Genomic DNA, 19371 nt, shown 5'->3' with positions numbered 1-19371 from the left:
GATTCCTTCGAAAGTCAATGGGAGTAACAGCGGAGGGGCGTGTCAGACGCCGACCGCAGCGAGTTCGGCCTCGACCGCGGCTTCGAGTCGCTCACGAACCTCGGGCACGGTGATCTTCTCGAGCAATTCGTGGAAGAAGCCGCGCACGACGAGCCGCCTGGCCTGATCCTCCGGAATGCCGCGGGCACGCAGGTAGAAGAGCTGCTCGTCGTCGAAACGGCCGGTGGCGGAGGCGTGCCCGGCCCCGACGATCTCACCCGTCTCGATTTCGAGGTTCGGAACCGAGTCCGCGCGCGCACCGTCGGTGAGCACGAGGTTGCGGTTGAGTTCGAAGGTGTCGGTGCCCTCGGCCTCTGCGCGGATCAGCACGTCGCCGATCCACACAGTGTGGGCGTCGGGCTTACCCGAATCGGGGTCGCCCTGGAGCGCACCCTTGTACACCACATTCGACTTGCAGTGGGGCTGCGAGTGATCGACGAGAAGACGCTGTTCGAGGTGCTGGCCCGCGTCGGCGAAGTACAGGCCGAGAAGCTCGGCGTCGCCACCGGGGCCGTCGTACTTGGTGGTGGCGGAGAGACGCACCAGGTCGCCGCCGAGCCCGACGGTGAAGTGCCGCAGCACGGCGTCGCGCCCGAGTCGGGCGTGGTGTGCCGCGACGTGCACGGCGTCGTCCGCCCAGTCCTGAATCGCAACGACCCGCAGTTGTGCGCTGTCGCCGAGGACGAACTCGACGTTCTCCGCGTAGGTGCCGCCGCCCTTCTGGTCGAGCACAACGGTGAGCTGCGCGAACGCGTCGAGTCGGATCTGGAGGTGCCCGAAGGCCACGTGTCCTTCGCCGGGGCCGGTCACCGTGATGGTGACGGGTTCGGCCACCTCGACCTCGCGACCGACGGTGACGACGGTCGCCGTCTCGAACGACGAGTACGCCTGCGCGGCGACCCGGTCGAATGGCACGCCACCCCGGCCCAGTCGGCTGTCGTCGCGACCCACCGTTTCGACCTGCACATTGTCGACGTCGCTGACCTCGATGGCCGCGGTGCTGTCGGCGACGGCAGTGCTGTCATGCAGTCCGCGCAGTCGGCGCAGCGGGGTGAACCGCCACGCCTCGTCCCGGCCGCCGGGGATCTCGAATGCGTTCACGTCGAACGACGTGAACACCTCACCCTTGTTCGTGGCAGGCACCGCCTGCGTGTCGACGGCCGGTGCGCGGTTCTCGCCGCGGACGGCGTCCTGGACGCCTTGCCCGCCGGCGGTCGTAATGTTCTTCGCTTCCGCAGTCATTTAGCCGACTGCCCCTTCCATCTGCAGTTCGATGAGCCGGTTGAGCTCGAGTGCATATTCCATCGGCAGTTCCTTGGCGATGGGCTCGACGAAGCCGCGCACGATCATCGCCATCGCCTCGTCCTCGTTCAGTCCGCGGCTCATCAGGTAGAACAGCTGATCGTCGCTGACCTTGGAGACGGTGGCTTCGTGGCCCATCGTCACGTCGTCCTCGCGGATGTCGACGTAGGGGTAGGTGTCGGAGCGGCTGATCTGGTCGACGAGCAGCGCGTCGCACTTGACGGTCGACTTCGAGCCGTAGGCGCCCTTGTTGACCTGGACGAGACCGCGGTACGACGCACGGCCACCGGCACGCGCGACAGACTTCGACACGATTGTCGAGGAGGTGTGCGGCGCCAGGTGGAGCATCTTCGCGCCGGTGTCCTGGTGCTGGCCCTCGCCGGCGAATGCGACCGAGAGCACCTCGCCGCGGGCGTGCTCGCCCATCATCCACACCGCGGGGTACTTCATCGTCACCTTGGATCCGATGTTGCCGTCGATCCACTCCATCGAGCCGCCCGCCTCGACCTTGGTGCGCTTGGTCACCAGGTTGTAGACGTTGTTCGACCAGTTCTGGATCGTCGTGTAGCGGCAGTGGCCACCCTTCTTGACGATGATCTCGACGACCGCGGAGTGCAGCGAGTCGGACTTGTAGATCGGTGCCGTGCACCCCTCGACGTAGTGCACGGACGCATTCTCGTCGACGATGATCAGCGTGCGCTCGAACTGACCCATGTTCTCGGTGTTGATCCGGAAGTAGGCCTGCAGCGGGATGTCGACGTGGACACCCGGCGGGACATAGATGAACGAGCCACCCGACCACACCGCGGTGTTGAGCGCGGAGAACTTGTTGTCGCCGGCCGGGATCACCGTGCCGAAGTACTCGCGGAACAACTCGGGGTGTTCGCGCAGACCCGAGTCGGTGTCGAGGAAGATCACGCCCTGCGACTCGAGGTCCTCGCGGATCTGGTGGTAGACCACCTCGGACTCGTACTGAGCGGCGACACCCGAGACGAGACGCTGCTTCTCCGCTTCCGGGATACCCAGCTTGTCGTAGGTGTTCTTGATGTCGTCGGGCAGGTCGTCCCAGCTCGCAGCCTGCTTCTCCGTGGAACGCACGAAGTATTTGATGTTGTCGAAGTCGATCCCGTCGAGTTTCGAACCCCACACCGGCATCGGCTTCTTGTCGAAGGTCCGCAGCGCCTTGAGACGGATGTCGAGCATCCAATCGGGCTCACTCTTCTTCGAGGAGATGTCACGCACGACGTCCTCGGACAGGCCGCGCTGCGCCACCGCGCCGGCAGCGTCGGAGTCCGACCAGCCGTATTCGTAGTGGCCGAGAGACTCGATGGCCTCTTCCTGCGTCAGCGGTGTACCGGCGCCGGATGTCTGGTCCGATGTGACGGTCATGCGGGCTCCTTCCGGAGTGGGGTGGTTGTCGGCGCGGGCTGTACCGACGGACGAACTTCGGGTTGTCTGGTGTTTCTGATCTCTTGCGGTTCGCTGCGGATCACGGGCTCGGCGGCTCCTTGGCCGGGAGCACCGGCACATGGGTGGTGCAGAATGCGTCGCCGTTCGCGATCGTCGCGAGACGCTGCACGTGACTGCCCAACAACTGCACGAATGCGTCCTGTTCGGCCTCGCAGAGCTCGGGGAACTCCTCGGCGACATGCGAGACCGGGCAGTGGTGCTGGCAGATCTGGACGCCGGCCCCGACGCGGCGTGTCGACGCCGCGAATCCCGCCGCACTGAATGCCGCGGCGATCTCATCGGCCACCGTGTCGATCTCGTCGTCCGATTCGACCGGTTCGATACCGCCCACGATGGATTGGACCCGGCGGCGCGCGAAATCTTCGATCGCGGCGGAACCGCCGAGTTCGCGCAGGTGGCGCATAGCGGCGCCTGCGAGATCGTCGTACGAATGTCCGAGTCGGGCACGACCGAGGGAAGTGAGCTGGAAACGCCGGGCGGGGCGTCCTCGGCCCCGCGCCTTCGCTCGCGGCGGCACCACCGACTGGGCTTCGCCCGACTCGATGAGTGCGTCGAGGTGGCGGCGCACTCCTGCTGCGCTCAGGCCGAGTCGCTCTCCGATGTCGGTTGCTGTGATCGGCCCGTTCTCGACCAGCAGTTTCACGACTGCGGCACGGGTCTGCCCTTCGTGGTGCTCGCGTCCGGCCGATGGACGTACAGAACCCGCGGCAGGTGTTCGACCTGCGCGTTCTGTATGTTCCACGAACTCTGACGGGCTTTTCACAACACCAGTGTGACGGAATTCAGAGCCCGGGTCCACCAAGGGTGCCCTTCCTCACCGCGGGAATAGTGGGATTAGATGGCACTGGCAGACACGTCCGGGCGCTTTCCCGGCGCCCGTTACGCTTCCTGAGTGCCGTCGACACCACCCGAAACCGATTCCCCCTCGGATCCGCGCTCCGACGGAACCGGTATCGGCACCCGCGCGCTCACGCTCGTCCAACGCGTCTTCGGCCTCGACGGCCGTGGCGCACGCCACGACGTGGCCGCGGTCCTGCACGGCGACGAGACCGAAGGACGCGGACTCGATGCCACCGAGACCGTCCAGCTGCACCGTATCCGGCTGTTCGGTGCGACCGGCGCCGTCCTGATGGCCATCGGCGCGCTCGGCGCCGGTGCCCAGCCCGTCCTGCAGAATCCTGTGCAGGGCGTCCGCGCGCTCGGGCTCGCCGCCCGGATGCCCAGTGCCGCGCTGACCCTGACCATGACGGGAACCGTCCTCGTCGTCCTCGCGTGGCTCCTGCTCGGGCGTTTCGCGATCGGACGCCGCGACCCCGACGGGCAACCGCGTCGCCTGACCCGGTCGCAACTCGACCGCACGCTGCTGCTGTGGATCCTCCCGCTGGTCGTGGCACCCCCCATGTTCAGCAAGGACGTGTATTCTTACCTCGCGCAGAGTGAGATCGCCGCACGCGGCATGGACCCGTACGGCATCGGGCCGGCCGGGGCGCTCGGAGTCGATCACGTCCTGACCCGGACCGTGCCGAACATCTGGCGCGATACCTCCGCACCGTACGGACCCGCGTTCATCTGGCTCGGTGAGAAGGTTGCCTTCCTCACCGGTGAGAACATCGTCGCGGGCATCTTCGTGCACCGGCTGTTCGCACTGCTCGGCGTCGCCCTGATCGTGTGGGCGCTGCCGCGTCTGGCGCGACGGTGCGGGGTGGCCCCGGTGAGCGCGCTGTGGCTCGGCGCCGCGAATCCGCTGTTGCTGTTCCATCTGGTGGCGGGCATCCACAACGAAGCGCTGATGCTCGGGCTCATGCTCGCGGGTGTCGAACTGGCACTGCGCGGGGTCTACAGCGACACCGCCCGCACCTCGCGGTGGCACGTCGCCGCATGGCTCGTGGCCGGCGCCTCTGTGATCTCGTTGTCGTCGATGATCAAGGTCCCCTCACTGCTCGCGCTCGGCTTCGTCGGCATGGCCCTCGCGCGGAAGTGGGGCGGATCGGTGCGATCGGTACTCACGGCAGCCGCGGCGCTCGGTGTCGTCGCGCTCACGGTCATCGCGTTGATCAGTTGGGGCAGCGGCCTCGGGCTGGGCTGGACACACACCTTGGGCACCGCCACCGAGGTCCGCAGCTGGATGTCGATCCCCACCCTGCTCGGCGTCGGCACCGGCCTGGCCGGAGTCGTACTCGGCCTGGGCGACCACACGACTGCGGTGTTGTCCATCACACGGCCAATCGCCGCGCTCGTGGCGGCGTTCGTCACTGTGCGGATGCTGCTGGCAGTGCTGACGGGGCGACTGCATCCGGTCGGTGCTCTGGGTGTCTCGCTCGGTGCGATCGTGCTGTTGTTCCCGGTGGTTCAACCGTGGTACCTGCTGTGGGCGGTAATTCCGTTGGCTGCGTGGGCGACCCGACCTGTCTTCCGCATCCCGACGATCGTGTTCTCCTCGGTGGTCAGCGTGATCCTGATGCCCAACGGTGGCGAGTACCAACCGTTCATCATCGTGCAGGCTGCCATCGCCACGATCGTGGTCGCAGGTCTTCTGATCGTCGCGACCCGCACCCTGCTGCCGTGGCGCGGTGAAGATCACGCACCAGCGCGCCCCACCGAGACCGCCGACGCCTAGGCTGGAAACCCGTGACCTCGAAATCTGCCGCAGGTGCGGCTCCCGCTGTGCGCCTGGACGGCGTCGTCAAGAAATTCGGGGGTGTGACCGCGGTCGACGGACTCGACCTGACAGTCGAACCCGCTCAGGTGCTCGCTCTACTCGGTCCCAACGGCGCCGGTAAGACCACCACGGTGGAAATGTGCGAGGGATTCGTCACCCCCGAAGAGGGCACCGTCCGTGTTCTCGGACTCGACCCGATCACCCAGTCCGACCTCCTGCGGCCACGGATCGGGGTCATGCTGCAGGGCGGCGGCGCCTATCCGGGTTCCAAGGCCGGGGAGATGCTCGATCTGGTGGCCGCCTACTCCGCCGACCCGCTCGATCCGGATTGGCTCCTGCAGCGCCTCGGCCTCGAGGATTCGCGCCGCACCCCGTACCGGCGGCTTTCCGGTGGGCAGCAGCAGCGCCTCGCGTTGGCCTGCGCGCTCGTCGGCCGCCCGGAACTGGTGTTCCTCGACGAACCCACGGCCGGATTGGACGCCCAGGCCCGGCTGTTGGTGTGGGAACTGATCGACGCCCTGCGCCGCGACGGTGTCAGCGTGTTGCTCACCACTCACTTGATGAACGAAGCGGAAGAACTCGCCGACGAGATCGTCATCATCGATCACGGCAAGGTCGTCGCTTCGGGAACTCCCGAAGAGGTCACCCGGATCGGTGCGGAGGGCCAACTGTGGCTGTCGGCGCCACCCGATCTCGACGTCACCATCTTGCGGACCGCGCTGGCGGAGCACCGGGTGCGCGAGGCGCTGCCCGGACGTTATCTCGTCGAAGGCGATATCGATCCGTCCGTGGTCGCCGCGGCAGCCACGTGGTGTGCCGAGCAAGACGCGCTGGCCACAGAGATCCGCGTCGACCAGCGCAGCCTCGAGGACGTATTCCTCGAACTCACCGGACGGGAACTGAGAGGTTGAGTGTGACATCCCGCGACCGCCTGGCCGACAATCGCTTCGCTCCCGGCACCTTCACACCGGGCCCACGACCGAATGCGCCCGTGAAGATGCTCGTGGCACAGTCCCGGATGGAACTGACCCTGCTCCTGCGCAACGGCGAGCAACTCCTTCTGACGATGTTCATCCCGATCACGTTGCTGATCGGGCTCACCCTCCTGCCGATCGGCGATCTCGGCGACGCCCGCGTGGACCGGGTGCTGCCCGCGGTGATGATGGTGGCGGTGATGTCCACCGCGTTCACCGGCCAGGCAATCGCCGTCGGATTCGACCGCAGGTACGGTGCACTGAAAAGGATCGGTGCGACCGCGCTCCCGAAATGGGGCATCATCGCAGGTAAGAGCACTGCTGTCGGCATCGTAGTAGTGATGCAATCAATTCTTCTCGGCGCCATCGGACTTGCGCTGGGCTGGCGCCCGAGCGCGACGGGGTTGATCATCGGAGCGGTGGTCATCGCGCTGGGAACGGTGATGTTCGCGACGCTCGGACTGCTCCTCGGCGGCACGCTGCGCGCGGAGATCGTGCTGGCGCTCGCGAACATCGTGTGGTTCGTGCTGCTCGGCATCGGCAGCGTCGTACTACTCGACGACGTGATCCCCGAAGCCCTGGTGCACGTCGTGCGTCTGGTTCCGTCGGGTGCTTTGACCCTCTCGCTCGACTCGGCGATCGCAGGGGCCGTGGACTGGTTGTCCATCGTCGTGATGGCGGTGTGGGCCCTGATCGGCGGCGCGGCCGCGAGCCGGTGGTTCCGCTTCATCTGATCCTTGCCCGAACCACCCAACTACAGGCCGTAGTGGACGGAGTCGTACTATCGTCTCCGTGTTGTATCGCGGCTACCTGAGCCTTGTCGACCGTCTCCCTCTGCCGTCCCTTAGGACCCAGCGGGCTATCGCCTTTCTGTCGATCGTGGTGCAGGGCGGTATCGCGGTGACCGGCTCGGTGGTACGCGTGACCGCATCCGGTCTCGGATGCCCCACCTGGCCGCAATGTTTCCCCGGGTCCCTGGTTCCGGTCGGCGTATCCAGCAGCGTGAACACGCTCCACCAGATCGTCGAGTTCGGAAACCGCCTGCTCACCTTCGTCGTGGTGCTCGTCGCGGCCGCAATTGTGCTTGCGGTGACACGCGCGCGCCGTCGCCGTGAGGTCATCGCCTGGGCGTGGCTGATGCCCGCAGGCACCGTGCTGCAGGCCATCATCGGTGGCATCACCGTCCTGACGGGCCTGCTGTGGTGGACCGTCGCGATCCACCTGCTGGTGTCGATGGTGATGGTCTGGCTCGCCACCGTGCTCTTCGCGAAGGTCGGCGAACCCGACGACGGTGCGGTGGTGCAGATTCTCCCGCAGCCACTGCGGTGGTTGACCGCGCTGTCCGGTGCCGCGCTGGCCGGGGTCCTGATCGCCGGGACGATGGTCACCGGGGCGGGCCCGCACGCCGGAGACAAGAGCATCGACCGGCCTGTGCCGCGACTGGATATCGACATCACCACACTCGTGCACCTGCACGCCGAACTGCTCGTCGCGTATCTGGCGCTGCTCGTCGGCCTCACCTTCGCCGTGTATGCGGTGGAGACCACGAATGCTGTGAAGCTTCGCCTCAAGGTCGTGCTGGCCCTCGTCGTCGCGCAGTCCTGCATCGGTCTCGTGCAGTTCTGGACCGATGTCCCGGCGGTGCTCGTGGTGTTCCACGTCGCAGGGGCCGGACTGTGCACCGCCGCCACCGCCGCGGTCTGGGCCGCAGGTCGGATCCGCACCCACTCGCCCCACCGCGAGCCGGTCACGGTGTGACCATTCCTGCAGATACCACTTCGGCCGCCCGATGAACTCGGGCGGCCGAAGTGTCGTTCTGAGAGTTCCGTTCAGCGTTCGTTACGTGCCTTCGGGAAACGAGTCTGATTTGCGACCCAACCCGCCATCTTCTTCCAGTGCCCCCGGGCCGGATCGGCGATACTGGTGACCTCACGCTCCCATCCGGAGACGGTGACGTTGGGCAGTGCCGCGACGACCGCGTGAGCGGTCGGCAGGTCGGCGACCATACGATCACCGAGCACACCGTCCTCGGCGACGACGGTGATCCGCACGCCGGCATACCCGACGGGCTGAATGACCGCCTTGGCGGTTTCGCCGTGCTCGGCGACGAAGCTGCGGAGGGACGAGACGATGTCGGCCGGTGCCTGCGTGGTCTGGGTTTCGACGCTCATGTCTGCAGAATACTGTGGCGGTATGCGCGCAATCCAAGTGGCACAGCACGGCGGCCCGGAAGTACTCGTCCCCGCCGAACTCCCCGATCCCGAACCCGGCCCCGGCGACCTGCTCGTCCGGACCGAGGCCATCGGCGTCAATTTCATCGACACCTATTTCCGGACCGGGATGTACAGCACGGATCTACCGCACATCCCGGGTTCGGAAGGTACCGGCACGGTGGTGGCCATCGGCGCCGATGTCGACGACATCAGCGTCGGGCAGCGTGTGGCGTGGTGCGCGGCACCGGGCTCCTACGCCGAACTGGTCCGCGTCCCGGCTTCCATGGCAGTGCCCGTCCCGGACACGGTTCCCGCAGAGCAAGCCGCGTCGGTGCTGCTGCAGGGAATGACCGCGCACTACCTGATCGAGTCGACCTATCCGGCGCAGCCCGGCGACACCGTGCTCGTGCATGCGGGAGCCGGCGGTGTCGGGCTGCTACTGACACAGCTCGCGGTTGCCAAGGGCGTCCGCGTGATCACCACGGTCTCGACCGACGAGAAGGAGACATTGTCGCGGGAGGCGGGTGCCGCTGAGGTCCTGCGGTACGGCGAGGATCTCGCCGAGCAGGTCCGGGCGCGCACCGGCGGCGACGGAGTCGCCGCCGTGTACGACGGGGTCGGTGCCGCGACCTTCGAGGCGTCGCTGGCGTCGCTGCGTATCCGCGGCACGCTGGCACTGTTCGGGGCCGCCAGCGGCGCAGTGCCCCCGTTCGATCTGCAGCGACTCAACCCGGCCGGATCGTTGTTCGTCACCCGTCCGACGCTGGCGCACCATACCCTGACCCGCGAGGAACTGCTTTGGCGTTCCGGCGACGTGTTCGCGGCGATCGCAGCGGGGACGCTCGACATCCGGGTCGGCGCGACGTATCCCCTCGCCGACGCCGCCCGGGCCCACACCGACCTCGAGTCACGGCGCACCACCGGTTCGATCGTGCTGCTCCCCTGACACGGCGCTGCACGCGATCACCCCGGTTTCCCGAACCGAGGTGGGAAACCGGGGTGATCGCAGAAACGGGTCAGAAGTACGACGTGATGGTCGACAGGTCCAGCACCGAGTCCACCGCGAGACCGAGACACACCACGGCCAGATAGTTGTTGGACTGCAGGAACAGCTTGAGCGGCTTGACCGATGCGCCACCGCGAACGCTGTTGTACAGCTGGTGCGCGACATAAAGGAACCACGCCCCCGCCAGCACCGTCACCACTGCGTAGATGAAGCCGGCCGCGGGCACGATGACCAGTGTCGCGAGGACCGTCGCCCACGTGTAGAACAGAATCTGCTTGGTCACGTGCTGCTCGGTGGCGATCACCGGGAGCATCGGCACCCCGGCGGCCTTGTAATCCTCTTTGTAGCGCATCGCGAGCGCCCAGGTGTGCGGCGGAGTCCAGAAGAAGATCACCAGGAACAATACGATCGGTTCCCAGCTCAGGGACCCGGTGACCGCGGCCCAGCCCACCATGACCGGCATGCATCCGGCGGCCCCGCCCCACACGACGTTCTGCCACGTGCGGCGCTTGAGCACCATCGTGTAGACGAGCACGTAGAACGCAATGGTCGCCACGACCAACAGGCCCGCGAGAAGATTCGCACGCCACCACAACCACAGGAACGACGCGAACCCCAACACCACACCGAACACGAAGGCGTTGCGGGTCGGAACGGCCTGGCGCGCGAGAGGCCGCAGCGCCGTGCGTTTCATCACCTTGTCGATGTCGGCGTCGACGACGCAGTTGAGCGCGTTCGCGCTCGCGGCACCCATCCACCCGCCGAAGAGGGTGCTCAGGATCAGGACGATGTCGACGCTGCCACGGTCTGCGAACAGCATCGCGGGGATTGTCGCGACGAGCAGCAACTCGATCACACGCGGCTTGGTCAACGCGATATAGGCGAGCACCGTGCCGGAAAGACGACCCCACGCGGTATCCGGTCGTGGCGTGGCGGGAACCTCCGGGGCGCCCAAGCCGTGACCTCCTGGTCGCCGCCCTGCTCGCACACTGTCTCCTTGTACCACGCGAATACGCACCTTCGCTCGCCCGCTCACGGTCGCCCGGTCGTTCGGACGCGCCACTACTACGGACGATGGTAGACCGCAGCCATCTGCGCACCGAATCGACCCGCTCACCACCGGGCATTAGTCTGGAGGAGCGCGTGGGGCTTTGACACCCGCCGGCACCCCGTACACCCATGTCAGGAGACTTCTGCTCGTGTCGATCACAGACGAGATCCGCACCCTCACCGAGGCGGTCCATCCCGCCGACTGGACCGACCTGGACACCAAGGCCGTCGACACCGCGCGGATTCTCGCCGCCGACGCCGTCCAGAAGGTCGGAAATGGGCACCCGGGCACCGCTATGAGCCTCGCTCCGCTGGCCTACACGCTCTACCAGCGGGTTCTGCGACACGACCCGACCGATCCGAAGTGGGTCGGTCGTGATCGCTTCGTGCTCTCGTGCGGACATTCCAGCCTGACGCTGTACGTGCAGCTGTACCTGTCCGGTTACGGACTCGAACTCGCCGACCTCGAGTCACTGCGCACGTGGGGTTCACTCACACCCGGCCACCCCGAGCACGGCCACACCGCCGGTGTCGAGATGACCACCGGGCCGCTGGGTCAGGGGCTGGCCTCCGCCGTCGGCATGGCGATGGCCGCCCGCCGCGAGCGTGGCCTGTTCGACCCCGAGGCCGCGCCGGGCGCGAGTCCGTTCGACCACTACATCTACGTCGTCGCCTCCGACGGCGACATCGAAGAGGGCGTCACGTCCGAAGCGTCCTCGCTCGCCGGCGTGCAGGAACTCGGCAACCTGATCGTCTTCTACGACGACAACAAGATCTCCATCGAGCACGACACCGCGATCGCCCTCGGCGAGGACGTCTCCAAGCGCTACGAGGCCTACGGCTGGCATGTACAGACCGTCGAGGGCGGCGAGAACGTCTCCGCGCTGCTCGAGGCCGTCGAGAACGCCAAGTCCGTCACCGACCGGCCGTCGTTCATCTCGGTGCGCACCATCATCGGTTACCCCGCCCCGACGAAGATGAACAGCGGCGACGCGCACGGGGCCGCGCTCGGCGCCGACGAAGTCGCCGCGGTCAAGACGGCCCTCGGGTTCGACCCCGAGAAGAACTTCGATGTCGCCGCCGAGGTGATCGAGCACACCCGCCGTGTCGTCGATCGCGGCACCAAGGCCCGCGAGGCCTGGCAGGCCGACTTCGATGCGTGGGCCGAGCGTGAACCGCAGCGCAAGGAACTGTTCGACCGCCTGCACGAGGGCAGCTTCCCCGAGGGGTGGGTGGACGCACTTCCCACCTACGAGCCGACCGAGAAGGGACCGGCCACGCGAGCCGCCTCGGGTAAGGCACTCGCTGCCCTCGGCCCGATCCTGCCCGAGCTGTGGGGTGGGTCCGCCGACCTCGCGGGCAGCAACAACACCACGATCGCCGGGTCCGAGTCGTTCGGCCCGGCCTCCATCTCGACGAAGGACTGGACTGCACAGCCGTACGGCCGCACCCTGCACTTCGGCATCCGTGAGCACGCTATGGGATCGATCCTCAACGGCATCGCGCTGCACGGTCCCACCCGTCCGTACGGCGGCACGTTCCTCGTGTTCTCCGACTACATGCGCCCCGCGGTGCGTCTCGCTGCGCTGATGCAGACCCCGGCGATCTACGTGTGGACGCACGATTCGATCGGTCTCGGTGAGGACGGCCCGACCCACCAGCCGATCGAGCACCTCACCGCGCTGCGCGCCATCCCGAATCTGGCGGTGATCCGTCCTGCGGATGCCAACGAGACCTCGTTTGCGTGGAAGTCGGCACTGGAGAACCGCACCGGCCCCACAGCGCTCGCCCTGACCCGTCAGAACGTTCCTGTGCTCGAGGGGACACGCGAGAAGGCGGCAGAGGGCGTCGCCCGCGGTGCCTACGTGCTCGCCGAGGCGTCGAACGGCACCCCCGAGGTCGTGCTGCTCGCCACCGGTTCCGAGGTCGAACTCGCGGTCGCCGCCCGCGACACGCTCGAAGCCGGCGGTGTCCCGACGCGAGTGGTGTCGGTCCCGGTGCTCGAGTGGTTCCTCGAGCAGGATCAGGCGTACCGCGATGAGGTGCTCCCACCGTCGGTCAAGGCCCGTGTTTCGGTGGAAGCCGGTCTGGCGATGTCCTGGTACCGACTGCTGGGGGATGCGGGTGAAGCCGTCTCACTCGAGCATTACGGCGCCTCGGCCGACTACAAGACTCTGTACCGCGAGTTCGGCATCACCGCCGAGGCCGTCGTCGACGCTGCCCGCCGCTCGCTCACCCGTGTGAAGGGATGACCCCGATGACCCAGCAGGTTTCCACTCAGAACGAGAAATTGGCGCAGCTGTCCGCCGAAGGCGTGTCGGTTTGGCTCGACGACCTGTCGCGTGAGCGCATCGAATCCGGCAACCTCGCCGAACTCGTCGCCACCCGCAGTGTCGTGGGCGTCACCACCAATCCGTCGATCTTCCAGGCGGCGTTGTCGAAGGGCCACGCGTACGACTCGCAGATTCGCGACCTCGCCGCCGCCGGCGCCGATGTCGACGCCACGATCCTCGCCGCCACCACCGACGACGTGCGGGCGGCATGCGATGTGCTCGCCCCGGTCTTCGACGCTTCGGGAGGCCTCGACGGACGTGTGTCCATCGAGGTCGATCCCCGCCTGGCGCACAAGACCGACGAGACAGTCGAGCAGGCACTCGAGCTGTGGAAGATCGTCGACCGTCCCAACCTGTTCATCAAGATCCCGGCGACGGTCGCGGGGCTGCCCGCAATCGCCCGGGTGATCGGTGAGGGCATCAGCGTGAACGTGACGCTGATTTTCTCCGTCGACCGCTACGAACGAGTGATCGACGCGTATCTCGACGGTCTCACCGCCGCCAAGGCCGCGGGCCACGACCTGTCGCAGATCCGGTCGGTGGCGTCGTTCTTCGTCTCCCGCGTCGATACCGAGATCGATCCGCGCCTCGACGAGATCGGCACCGACGCCGCGCTCGCTCTGCGCGGCAAGGCGGGGGTCGCCAACGCCCGCCTCGCCTACGCTGCGTACCGGGCGGCGTTCGAGACCGGCGCGCGGTTCCCGTCACTCGAGGCCGCTGGTGCCCACCCTCAGCGGGCCTTGTGGGCCTCGACAGGCGTGAAGAACCCGGACTACCCCGACACCCTGTACGTCACCGACCTCGTGGCGCCGAACACGGTCAACACCATGCCGGAGAAGACCCTCGAGGCCGTCGCCGACCACGGTGAGATCACCGGCGACACCGTCACCGGCAACGTCGCGGCCGCCCAGCAGGTCTTCGATGCGCTCACCAAGATCGGTGTCGACCTGCCCGATGTCTTCCGCAAACTCGAGGACGAAGGCGTCGAGAAGTTCGAGGTTTCGTGGAACGAGTTGCTGGCGGCCACATCCGAGCAGTTGGCTGCCCACGCTCCGGGCACGGAGGGCTGAGCGTGCGCGAATCCGGCGCGGCGGCGTGGGTCAACCCGCTGCGGGATGGCAGAGACCGTCGTCTTCCTCGCATCGCGGGACCATGCGCCCTCGTGATCTTCGGGGTCACCGGCGACCTCGCCCGACGGAAACTGATGCCCGCGGTCTACGACCTGGCCAATCGGGGTCTGCTGCCGCCCGGATTCGCATTGGTCGGTTTCGCTCGGCGGGACTGGGCCGACGAGGACTTCGGTCAGATCGTGCACGCCGCGGTCCGTGACCATTCCCGTACCCCGTTCCGCGAAGAGGTGTGGCAACGTCTCTCCGAAGGAATCCGCTTCGTGCAGGGCTCCTTCGACGACGACAGCGCCTTCGCGGAATTGACTGCCACACTCGAGAAACTCGACCGTGAACGCGGCACCGGCGGAAACCATGCGTTCTATCTGTCGGTCCCGCCTGCCGCGTTCCCGGTGGTGTGCGGACAGTTGTCCCGATCCGGGCTCGCCGAACCTGAGAACGGCGCGTGGAGCCGCGTGGTGATCGAGAAGCCGTTCGGGCACGACCAGGAAAGCGCCCGCGAGCTCAATTCCGTCGTCGGTGAGGTGTTCTCCGAGGATTCGGTGTTCCGAATCGACCATTATCTGGGCAAGGAAACGGTCCAGAACATCCTGGCGCTCCGTTTCGCGAACCAGCTGTTCGACCCGATCTGGAACGCGCACTATGTCGACCACGTGCAGATCACGATGGCCGAAGACATCGGCCTCGGTGGTCGCGCGGGGTATTACGACGGTATCGGCGCGGCCCGCGACGTCATCCAGAACCATCTGCTTCAGCTGCTCGCTTTCACCGCCATGGAGGAACCGGTCAGCTTTGCGCCGTCCGAGCTGCGCGCCGAGAGAATCAAGGTGCTGTCCGCGACCCGTCTCGCCGAGCCGCTCGACGAGACCACCGCCCGCGGCCAGTACACCGCGGGCTGGCAGGGCGGCGAACCCGTGGTGGGGCTGCTCGAAGAGGACGGGTTCGCGTCCGATTCGACGACGGAGACCTACGCCGCGATCACCCTCGAAGTCGATACCCGCCGGTGGGCGGGAGTGCCGTTCTACCTCCGCACGGGTAAACGGCTCGGTCGCCGTGTCACCGAGATCGCGGTGGTGTTCAAGCGCGCACCGCACCTTCCGTTCGACACCACGATGACCGAGGAACTCGGCCAGAACGCCCTCGTCATCCGGGTTCAGCCCGACGAAGGCGTCACGATGCGTTTCGGCTCGAAGGTCCCCGGCTCCGAGATGGAGGTCCGGGATGTGAATATGGACTTCAGCTACGGCCAGGCGTTCACGGTGTCGTCCCCCGAGGCGTACGAGCGGTTGTTGCTCGACGTACTGCTCGGTGAGCCGTCATTGTTCCCGGTGAACCAGGAGGTCGAATTGTCCTGGCACATCCTCGATCCGGTACTCGAGCACTGGGCGAAGTCGGGTCGCCCCGAAGGGTACGAGTCGGGTACGTGGGGCCCCGCTGCCGCCGACGAGATGCTGCGCCGCTCCGGCCGCGAATGGAGGCGACCGTGAGAGTTCAGTTGCGCGACACGTCCGCCGTGGATGTCAGCAAGAAGATCGTGGAACTGCGGCGCACGGGCGGTGTCGTCACGCAGGGTCGCGTTCTGACGTTGATCGTGTGTGCGGGCGACGCACGGCGTCTCGAAGCGTCGATCTCGGCGGCGACCGACGCGTCCCGCGAACATCCGTGCCGTGTCATCGTGATCGGCCGGGGACGCATGGACGGCCCCCCGCGCCTCGACGCGGAGATCCGGGTCGCCGGGGAGGCCGGGGCATCCGAGGTGCTGATCCTCGCGTTGCACGGCGAGCTCGGCGACCATCAGGAATCCGTGGTCGTCCCGTTCCTGCTTCCGGACACACCGGTGGTCGCCTGGTGGCCGAATCAGGCCCCCGCCGTTCCGGCCCTGGATCCGGTCGGGAAGCTCGCGGTGCGGCGCATCACCGATGCCACCAATGCGATCGATCCGCGGGCCGACATCGTGGGGCGCCTCACGGGCTACCGGCCCGGCGACACCGACCTTGCGTGGGCCAGGATCACGTACTGGCGCGCGCTGCTCGTCTCCGCGTTGGATCAGCCACCCTACGAGAAGGTCCTCTCGGCGACAGTGTCGGGTCTGCACGGGGAGGTCGCGATCGATCTGCTGGCGGGGTGGCTCGCGAGCCGGCTCGATTGCCCGGTCCAGCGCGCAGTCGGCGAGCTGCGCGTCGAGTTGCACACCGAAACTCAGACGATCGTGCTCGATCGGCCTCAGGACGGGCGTGTGGCGACGCTGCAGCGCACCGACAAACCCGACGCCCTGATCACCCTGGCTCGCCGTGACTCTGCCGAGTGTCTCGCAGAGGAGTTGCGGCGCCTCGATCCCGACGAAATCTACGAGGCCGCGCTGGCCGAACTGTCGAAGGTGGAATATGTCTGAGTTCGGACCCGTGGAGGTCGCGAAGTTCGCCGATGCCGATGCGGTCGCAAAGGCTGCTGCATCGCAGTTCGTCGAGGCGATCGTCGCCGCACAACGCGAGCGCGTGCAGGCATCTGTTGTCCTGACCGGCGGAGGTACCGGCATCGCGGTTCTCGAGCACGTGCGACGCGATCAAGGCGGCATCGATTGGTCGGCGGTGAACGTGTTCTTCGGCGATGAGCGCTTCCTGCCGCCCGGCCACCCCGACCGCAACGAGGTGCAGGCCCGCGCCGCGTTGCTCGATCTGGTTCCGATCGGCGCGTCGCGCGTCCACACGATGCCGGGGCTCGGCGAGAACGGCTGCACCACGCCGCAGGAGTCCGCTGCTCGCTACGCGGAGGTGCTCGCCCAGCACTCCCCCGACAACACCGTCCCCACCTTCGATGTGCACCTGCTCGGCATGGGCGGGGAGGGGCACATCAATTCGTTGTTCCCCCATACCGATGCGGTGCGTGAGGACGCCCGGTTCGTCGTCGGTCTCGACGATTCCCCGAAACCCCCGCCCGCGCGGGTGACGCTGACGTTGCCCGCGATTCAGCGGGCGCGACAGGTGTGGCTGCTCGTCACCGGTGCAGCCAAAGCCGACGCGGTCGCCGCGGCGGTCGGCGGCGCCGATCCGCATGAGATTCCCGCAGCGGGTGCGAGGGGCCGCGAGCGGACAGTGTGGTTCGTCGATCCGGCTGCGGCAGCGGATCTCCCGAAGCCCTGATCGTCCGACCTGTTCTACGCTCCGCGGAAGCTCATGCGGTAGTCGCGCGGATTGGTTCCGACAACACGCCTGAAGTGGTATCGGAAGGTTTCCGCGGCATCGAATCCTGTTGCACGTCCGATCGCCTCGACCGGCCGATCGGTGTGTTCCAGCAGCGACATCGCCGCTCGAATGCGCTGGCGGACAAGCCAGTCCAAGGGCGAGAACCCTGTGTATGCCCGGAATCTCCGATGTAGTGTGCGCGGCGACACGTTCGCTTCGGCCGCAAGATCCTGAACTGTCCACGGGCGGCCGACGTCGTCACCGACCGCACCGAGTATGCGCGTGAAGGCGGGGTCGTCGCGCACCTGAATCCGGTCGACGTCGACGAATTGGGCCTGGTCTGCGTGGCGATGTGGTGTCATGACCAACCGCCTGGCGATGTCGTTGGCGCGGTCCGGCCCGTGATCGTCCCGGATGAGGGCGATGCTGAGGTCGAGACCCGCGGATGCTCCGGCGCTGGTGACGAAGTTGCCGTCGCGCACGACGATCGCTGCGATGTTCAGGTCGACGGCCGGAAATGCGGACCTCATGAGGTGTTCGTGCCGCCAGTGTGTCGTGGCCCGTCGACCGTCGAGGAGTCCCGCTTCGGCGAGGGCGAACGCACCGGTGCAGACCGACACCATCCGGGCGCCACGTGCGGCGGCGGTGCGAAGCAGGTCGCCCCACTCGGCACAACGGTCGCGGTCGACATCGCGGACACCGGTCACGATGACCGTGTCTGCGTCGGCGATCGCCTCGATCGGGAATCGAGGGACGAGCGCCGCACCACTGAGCGTGGTCACGCCGGTCTTCGGCCCGCAGCTGCGCAGTTCGTAATCGAGTTCGGGCAGCTCGGACCACCGGAATCCCAGGGCTTCGATCACCGCCCCGTATTCGAGCAAGGTCATGCCGTCGTACACCGGAAGCGCCACCACGTGCGACATGGCCAAATATTACCGATACATGGCATCACTGCCACTGTTTCTACGGCATCGGCGGTGGTGTGCTCGAAGTGCCCGAGTAGTGATTCCGAACAGTGATTCCGAGGAGGTTCGTCCGTGAAGACCCACCCGTTGATCTCGACGCTGCATCATTTCCTCGCCGGGCTGGATGCTGCGACCCTGACCCACCACGGTATTCCCATTCCACCGACCCACCTCGCCCGCACAGCACCGGACGCCGCTCCGCAGCTCACTCCTCCCGCTCGTTCCGATCCGGGTCGTCCTGACCCGACCGATGCTGCGGCGTAGCCCCTCCCACATGCACGCAACGCATCTGCCTCAGGGAACGCGGGCCGCGGGCCACACGCAGGGTCCTCAGTGGTGACCTGGTTGGTACACATCGCGTCGTGCGTGGATCCATGCGGCGGGCTCCTCACGTGGTTGCCGCGGCGTGTCGCCGCGTGATTTCCCTCTCGTCAAGTTCGACGCGGCGGAGACCCGAACGGTTCCCTCCCCCACCCAATATGTCACCGCAACGTCGGCACACTGCGCGACAATGGGTGGAGCACGACGCCCAGAACGTGGGAGAGGAGAGTCACTGTGAGCACCCCGACGACCATCCCCGGAGCTGTTCGCCCCGAGCAGGATTGCCCGGACGGCTCGACCCTGGTCACGCTGCGGTATCAGCGCGTGGTCGTCTGTTCACTCGGCGAGATGTGGACCGCCCTGACCGATCCCGAATCCCTTTCCCGCTGGTACGGCTCTTACACCGGCGACCCCACTACAGGATGGATTCGACTGACGATGTCGGATCAGCACGACACGAGCACCAGCGATGTACGGGTGGTGACCTGCACTCCTCCGACGGGGTTCGTCGTCGACATCGACGGATGGTTGCTCGAAGTAGCGCTGCACTCGATCGGCCGGGTCACCACCGTCGAATTCTCCCATCGACACGTGCCCCGCTCGCAGGTCGGAGAAATCGGTCCCGGCTGGCAGTACTACCTCGACCGGCTCGAGGCTGCGGTGCTCGGGACCCGGCTACCACGGTGGGACGAATATCCCGATCTCGCCGACGAGTATCGGTAGTCTTCGT

18 protein-coding genes are annotated in these 19371 nt (G+C 66.9%); 12 read left to right on the top strand and 6 right to left on the bottom strand.

The genetic code is table 11. The features are described 5' to 3' along the window. Positions 1-42: 42 nt before the first annotated feature. From sufD to ACSYG9_RS22730, 3 genes are all read right to left on the bottom strand, one after another. The gene (sufD, locus tag ACSYG9_RS22740; RefSeq protein WP_440124609.1) at positions 43-1281 is read right to left on the bottom strand and encodes a Fe-S cluster assembly protein SufD; all 1239 of its coding nucleotides are present in this window, start codon (positions 1279-1281) and stop codon (positions 43-45) included. Next, a complete protein-coding gene (gene sufB, locus ACSYG9_RS22735; protein WP_440124608.1) occupies positions 1282-2730 on the bottom strand; it encodes a Fe-S cluster assembly protein SufB in 1449 nt (482 codons plus the stop codon). Between the two features lie 100 nt (positions 2731-2830). Further along, positions 2831-3610, bottom strand: a complete 780-nt coding sequence (locus ACSYG9_RS22730) for a winged helix-turn-helix transcriptional regulator (protein ID WP_440124607.1) — start codon at positions 3608-3610, stop codon at positions 2831-2833. A 93-nt stretch (positions 3611-3703) separates the two neighbouring features. Here ACSYG9_RS22730 and mptB point away from each other — a divergent pair, with 93 nt between their 5' ends. From mptB to ACSYG9_RS22710, 4 genes are read left to right on the top strand one after another with little or no spacing between them, the layout of a single operon-like run. Further along, on the top strand, positions 3704-5428 hold the full coding sequence (gene mptB, locus ACSYG9_RS22725; protein WP_440124606.1) for a polyprenol phosphomannose-dependent alpha 1,6 mannosyltransferase MptB: 1725 nt from the start codon (positions 3704-3706) through the stop codon (positions 5426-5428). Positions 5429-5439: 11 nt separating this feature from the next. Next, positions 5440-6381 carry an ABC transporter ATP-binding protein gene (locus ACSYG9_RS22720; protein ID WP_454840024.1) on the top strand — a complete coding sequence of 314 codons (942 nt, stop codon included), beginning with the start codon at positions 5440-5442 and terminating at the stop codon, positions 6379-6381. After that, positions 6378-7178: an ABC transporter permease gene (locus ACSYG9_RS22715; protein WP_440124604.1), complete on the top strand. Its 801-nt coding sequence runs from the start codon at positions 6378-6380 to the stop codon at positions 7176-7178. The genes ACSYG9_RS22720 and ACSYG9_RS22715 overlap by 4 nt, the downstream gene beginning before the upstream one ends. A 58-nt stretch (positions 7179-7236) precedes the next feature. Continuing rightward, positions 7237-8202 (top strand): COX15/CtaA family protein, encoded by a 966-nt coding sequence (locus ACSYG9_RS22710; RefSeq protein WP_440124603.1) that lies wholly within the window; start codon positions 7237-7239, stop codon positions 8200-8202. Between the two features lie 71 nt (positions 8203-8273). Here the strand turns inward: ACSYG9_RS22710 and ACSYG9_RS22705 are convergent, their stop codons facing one another. Continuing rightward, positions 8274-8615 (bottom strand): hypothetical protein, encoded by a 342-nt coding sequence (locus tag ACSYG9_RS22705; protein WP_169690557.1) that lies wholly within the window; start codon positions 8613-8615, stop codon positions 8274-8276. A gap of 22 nt (positions 8616-8637) precedes the next feature. Here ACSYG9_RS22705 and ACSYG9_RS22700 point away from each other — a divergent pair, with 22 nt between their 5' ends. Continuing rightward, complete coding sequence (locus ACSYG9_RS22700; protein WP_454840021.1) at positions 8638-9603, top strand: quinone oxidoreductase family protein; 966 nt, start codon at positions 8638-8640, stop codon at positions 9601-9603. 70 nt (positions 9604-9673) lie between these two features. Here the strand turns inward: ACSYG9_RS22700 and ACSYG9_RS22695 are convergent, their stop codons facing one another. Continuing rightward, positions 9674-10651: a heme o synthase gene (locus ACSYG9_RS22695; RefSeq protein WP_454840019.1), complete on the bottom strand. Its 978-nt coding sequence runs from the start codon at positions 10649-10651 to the stop codon at positions 9674-9676. Between the two features lie 211 nt (positions 10652-10862). Here ACSYG9_RS22695 and tkt point away from each other — a divergent pair, with 211 nt between their 5' ends. From tkt to pgl, 5 genes are read left to right on the top strand one after another with little or no spacing between them, the layout of a single operon-like run. Beyond that, a complete protein-coding gene (tkt, locus tag ACSYG9_RS22690; RefSeq protein WP_454840017.1) occupies positions 10863-12965 on the top strand; it encodes a transketolase in 2103 nt (700 codons plus the stop codon). Between the two features lie 5 nt (positions 12966-12970). After that, complete coding sequence (gene tal, locus ACSYG9_RS22685) at positions 12971-14116, top strand: transaldolase (RefSeq protein WP_454840015.1); 1146 nt, start codon at positions 12971-12973, stop codon at positions 14114-14116. A 2-nt stretch (positions 14117-14118) separates the two neighbouring features. After that, the gene (gene zwf, locus ACSYG9_RS22680) at positions 14119-15660 is read left to right on the top strand and encodes a glucose-6-phosphate dehydrogenase (protein ID WP_440124598.1); all 1542 of its coding nucleotides are present in this window, start codon (positions 14119-14121) and stop codon (positions 15658-15660) included. Further along, positions 15657-16565 (top strand): glucose-6-phosphate dehydrogenase assembly protein OpcA, encoded by a 909-nt coding sequence (gene opcA / locus ACSYG9_RS22675; RefSeq protein ID WP_440124597.1) that lies wholly within the window; start codon positions 15657-15659, stop codon positions 16563-16565. The genes zwf and opcA overlap by 4 nt, the downstream gene beginning before the upstream one ends. Then, positions 16558-17313 carry a 6-phosphogluconolactonase gene (pgl, locus tag ACSYG9_RS22670; protein ID WP_440124596.1) on the top strand — a complete coding sequence of 252 codons (756 nt, stop codon included), beginning with the start codon at positions 16558-16560 and terminating at the stop codon, positions 17311-17313. Before opcA ends, pgl begins: the two co-directional genes overlap by 8 nt. A gap of 14 nt (positions 17314-17327) precedes the next feature. Here pgl and ACSYG9_RS22665 read toward each other — a convergent pair whose 3' ends face one another. Beyond that, positions 17328-18278 (bottom strand): helix-turn-helix domain-containing protein, encoded by a 951-nt coding sequence (locus tag ACSYG9_RS22665; RefSeq protein WP_440124595.1) that lies wholly within the window; start codon positions 18276-18278, stop codon positions 17328-17330. 114 nt (positions 18279-18392) lie between these two features. Between ACSYG9_RS22665 and ACSYG9_RS22660 the strand changes: the two genes are divergently transcribed. Next, positions 18393-18584: a hypothetical protein gene (locus ACSYG9_RS22660; RefSeq protein WP_440124594.1), complete on the top strand. Its 192-nt coding sequence runs from the start codon at positions 18393-18395 to the stop codon at positions 18582-18584. 291 nt (positions 18585-18875) lie between these two features. Beyond that, the gene (locus tag ACSYG9_RS22655; protein WP_440124593.1) at positions 18876-19364 is read left to right on the top strand and encodes an SRPBCC domain-containing protein; all 489 of its coding nucleotides are present in this window, start codon (positions 18876-18878) and stop codon (positions 19362-19364) included. The last annotated feature ends 7 nt before the right edge of the window (positions 19365-19371 follow it).

Source organism: Rhodococcus sp. SJ-2, assembly GCF_053750035.1.
This window is presented reverse-complemented; position numbering and strand designations above follow the sequence as displayed.